Origin of the sequence: Vibrio sp. 10N.222.49.A3, assembly GCF_041475145.1 — a bacterium.
Classification (GTDB): domain Bacteria; phylum Pseudomonadota; class Gammaproteobacteria; order Enterobacterales; family Vibrionaceae; genus Vibrio; species Vibrio tasmaniensis_A.
In genome coordinates, this window is record NZ_JBFRVM010000164.1 from 1 (window position 1) to 3,353 (window position 3,353).

General features: G+C 42.4%; 2 protein-coding genes. Both read left to right on the forward strand.

Annotation, left to right across the window (positions count from 1 at the left end):
• Nucleotides 1-167 precede the first annotated feature (167 nt).
• Nucleotides 168-983 (forward strand): TauD/TfdA dioxygenase family protein, encoded by an 816-nt coding sequence (locus AB4589_RS21190; RefSeq protein ID WP_372101640.1) that lies wholly within the window; start codon nt 168-170, stop codon nt 981-983.
• Nucleotides 984-1,254: 271 nt separating this feature from the next.
• Nucleotides 1,255-3,303: a response regulator gene (locus AB4589_RS21195; RefSeq protein ID WP_135381768.1), complete on the forward strand. Its 2,049-nt coding sequence runs from the start codon at nt 1,255-1,257 to the stop codon at nt 3,301-3,303.
• Nucleotides 3,304-3,353: the final 50 nt, after the last annotated feature.

Here is a 3,353-nt window from a genome sequence, read left to right on the forward strand (position 1 = left end):
GATCGGCATTACTCCTATGTAGGGGCTCTTTTTTTAGATGGCCTTTTCTTATTAAAGTGAGACTTTCTCTTGGAGTGAACAGTGTTGAAAGAAATGGCGTATTTGTCCGGTTTACTAGTCAGTATCCAAATTGACTCTGAAATGTCACATCATCAATAAGCGAAAGTATGTTGAAAATAGAACAAGTTACCCCTCATATCGGTGCGCAAATTCATGGAGTCAATCTCGCGACATGCAGTGTGACTGAGCTCGATGAGGTTTATCAGGCGCTGATTACCCATCAAGTAATCTTCCTAGGTGATCAAGTACTCTCACCAGAACAACACTTGATGATTGCAGAGCGATTTGGACAGCTCGAGCCTGCGCATCCCTTCTTTCCTCGCGTCGAAAGCGCACCTCAGGTGAGTGTCATCGAAACAACCCGTGGTAATGCACCCATGGAAAGCTATTGGCATACGGATCTAACCTGGCGCAACGTGCCATCGAAAGCTTCTTTGTTGCATGCTCAACATATTCCAAGCACCGGTGGGGATACGATTTGGTGTTCGATGACGGCGGTTTTCGAGTCATTAGATGAAGACATGAAAGCAAAGCTGAGAGGGTTGTCTGCGACTCATTCGCTGGTGGCTTTCGAGGGAGTTGAGTCAGATCAGATAGAGCTTGATTGGCACAAATCACTACTTAAAACCGCGCAGAAAAATCCACCTGTAATCCATCCTGTTGTTCAGAGCCATCCGGAAACCGGTAAAGAAACACTTTATATCAATGAACAGTTTACTCGTTATATCAACGAGCTCGACCGACAAGATAGTGATGTTTTACTTTACCAACTGTTTGAAATTGCACGACGCCTTGAGTTTCAAGTCCGTTTCAAATGGGACAAGGGATCAATGGCTATTTGGGACAATAGGGTAACGCAACATTACGCGGTGATTGATTACGGCGATACTCCAAGAAAGATGCATCGCGTTACAGTGACATAATGCAAACGAAGAGGCGCAGCACTTGCTAAGGCGCGTTATTGGTGTAGGCGTGAGCGTATAAATATGAATCACTTAGGGATGTTGTCTGAGTTAAAGTATGAAACCGAGACTTTATTCATCTAAGTCATAATAAAATCAAAAGCGTTGATACATATTTGATTGAAAGCTCACTGCTCTGAGGTGATGTGTAATATACTCAGCGGAAAACATAAGAACCAACATCAAATTTTAGACTTTGTAAACGTTAGGGCTTAGTAAATAAAGTATTTGTATGAACGCGATTCGTAAAGTTTATCAGTACGCAGAACCTAACCTAACCCTTGTGGGTTGGATGGGCTTTGTCGGTTTCCCTGCTTACTACATTGTATGGGAATTCTTGTTTCCGCAACCCTATGAAAATTTAGCCGTGCGTCTGTTTTGCTCGGTATTGTTCCTTGGGATTGTTGTTCGTAATCGTATTCCATTTGATTGGCGAAAGTACCTTCCGGCTTATTATCAAGTCGCTATTACCCTCTGCTTACCGTGTTTTTTCTTTTACATGCTGCTGATGAATAACTGGTCCAACGTATGGGTTATGTCTTTCATGTCGGCTATTTTCCTCCATATTCTATTAGTTCACGTCACTCGAGTGATGTTTGCACAAACCTTCGCCGGGATAGGGATTGCTACCTTGTGTGCATGGGTGGCACAAGGCTTCTACTTAGAGCTCACAATGGATTGGACGCATGTGCCAATCTTCTTATTTATCTATTTGTTCGGTAACTTATTTTACTTCCGTAATCAGGTGGAACATGAGAATAAGGTGTCATTGGCGAAATCTTTTGGAGCCGGTATCGCGCATGAGATGAGAAACCCACTAAGTGGTTTACTGACTTCTATTGATGTTATGCAGTCCATATTGCCGAATCCGAAAAGTGGTGGCCACCAAGGGCAATACGCTTTGAGCAATGAAGAAGTTATACAGTTACGTGAAGTGGGTGATGAAGCGATGGAGATTATTCACTCAGGTAACGAGACGATTGATCTTCTATTGACTTCAATTGATGAAAACCGAGTATCTCGTTCTACGTTCAAGAAACATTCAGCTCAAGCGGTGGTTGAAGGGGCGATAGATAGCTTTAACTATAAGCGCTCAGCTGATAAATCAGCGATCTCTTTAGATGTACAAAGCAACTTTGATTTCTTGGGCAGTGATACCTTGTTGAAGTACGTGATGTATAACTTGTTCAAGAACGCATTCCATCATCGCAGCCCTGAAGATTTTCATATTCATGTCACCATGTGCAGTGATGACGTGACCAATCAAATTATGGTTACCGATAACGGAGCTGGTATTTCAAACGATATCATTCGACGTATTTTCCAGGATTTTTACACCACCGGCCAATCAGGTAACTACGGCTTAGGTTTGCCATTTTGTCAGAAAGTAATGCGGTCGTTTGGTGGAGAGATTAAGTGTAAGTCTGAGGTGGAACAGTGGACGCAGTTCACGATGACTTTTCCATCTTTGACTTCTCACTCTGTGAACGAAATTAAGAGTGAGCTCACTAAGCTAAAGACAGTGTTGATTGTGAGTGACCAGAAAGTACTCTCTGATAAAATTACTGAGACATCACGTTTTATGGGGTTTGACCTCACCGTATTAGACGTTGTATCAGCACTTAAAAATAAGGAATATCAATTTGAGTTCGACTTGATTTTCGTTGATATGGAGAGCTTAGATTTAAGAGCCAATTACCTCGATAGAATTGAATCTTTACTATCGTTCACTGAAGCGAGAATCATCTATTTGTATGAGCATCACCCCATTAAGCGTGTTCGTAACGTTGCTTTTGAACCGATTTGGGTGGAAACACAAGTTTGGCTACTGAATACCAAAGCCACCATCGAGCGCTTACTTTTCGATTCCAATTACGTGTTGCCGTCGGTTGCTGTGAAACCACTAGAGGCGACTAATAAACGTACGATAATGGTGGTGGATGACAACGAATCTTTGCGCCGTTTTACCGCAATGTTATTGGAAAAACAGGGCTTTGACGTTGTACAGAAAGAAGATGGCCAACAAGCGTTAGATGCTTTGGATACCGAGGATGTTGATTTGATTCTGATGGATATCGAGATGCCAATTATGGATGGTATTGAAGCTTCTCGTCGAATCCGCAGTGCAGCCAAAGAATACTCTACAGTGCCGATTATTGCTCACACAGGCGACAGTTCCCCAGTGACATTGGAAAAAATGGAATCGTCAGGCATGTCAGATTTTATTGTGAAGCCAGCAGATAAAACCCGACTGTTCGATAAAATTGCACACTGGATTTGATTTGTTGTACCGTCCGGTTATCCAGCTGAACTAGATGAATAGATGAATAG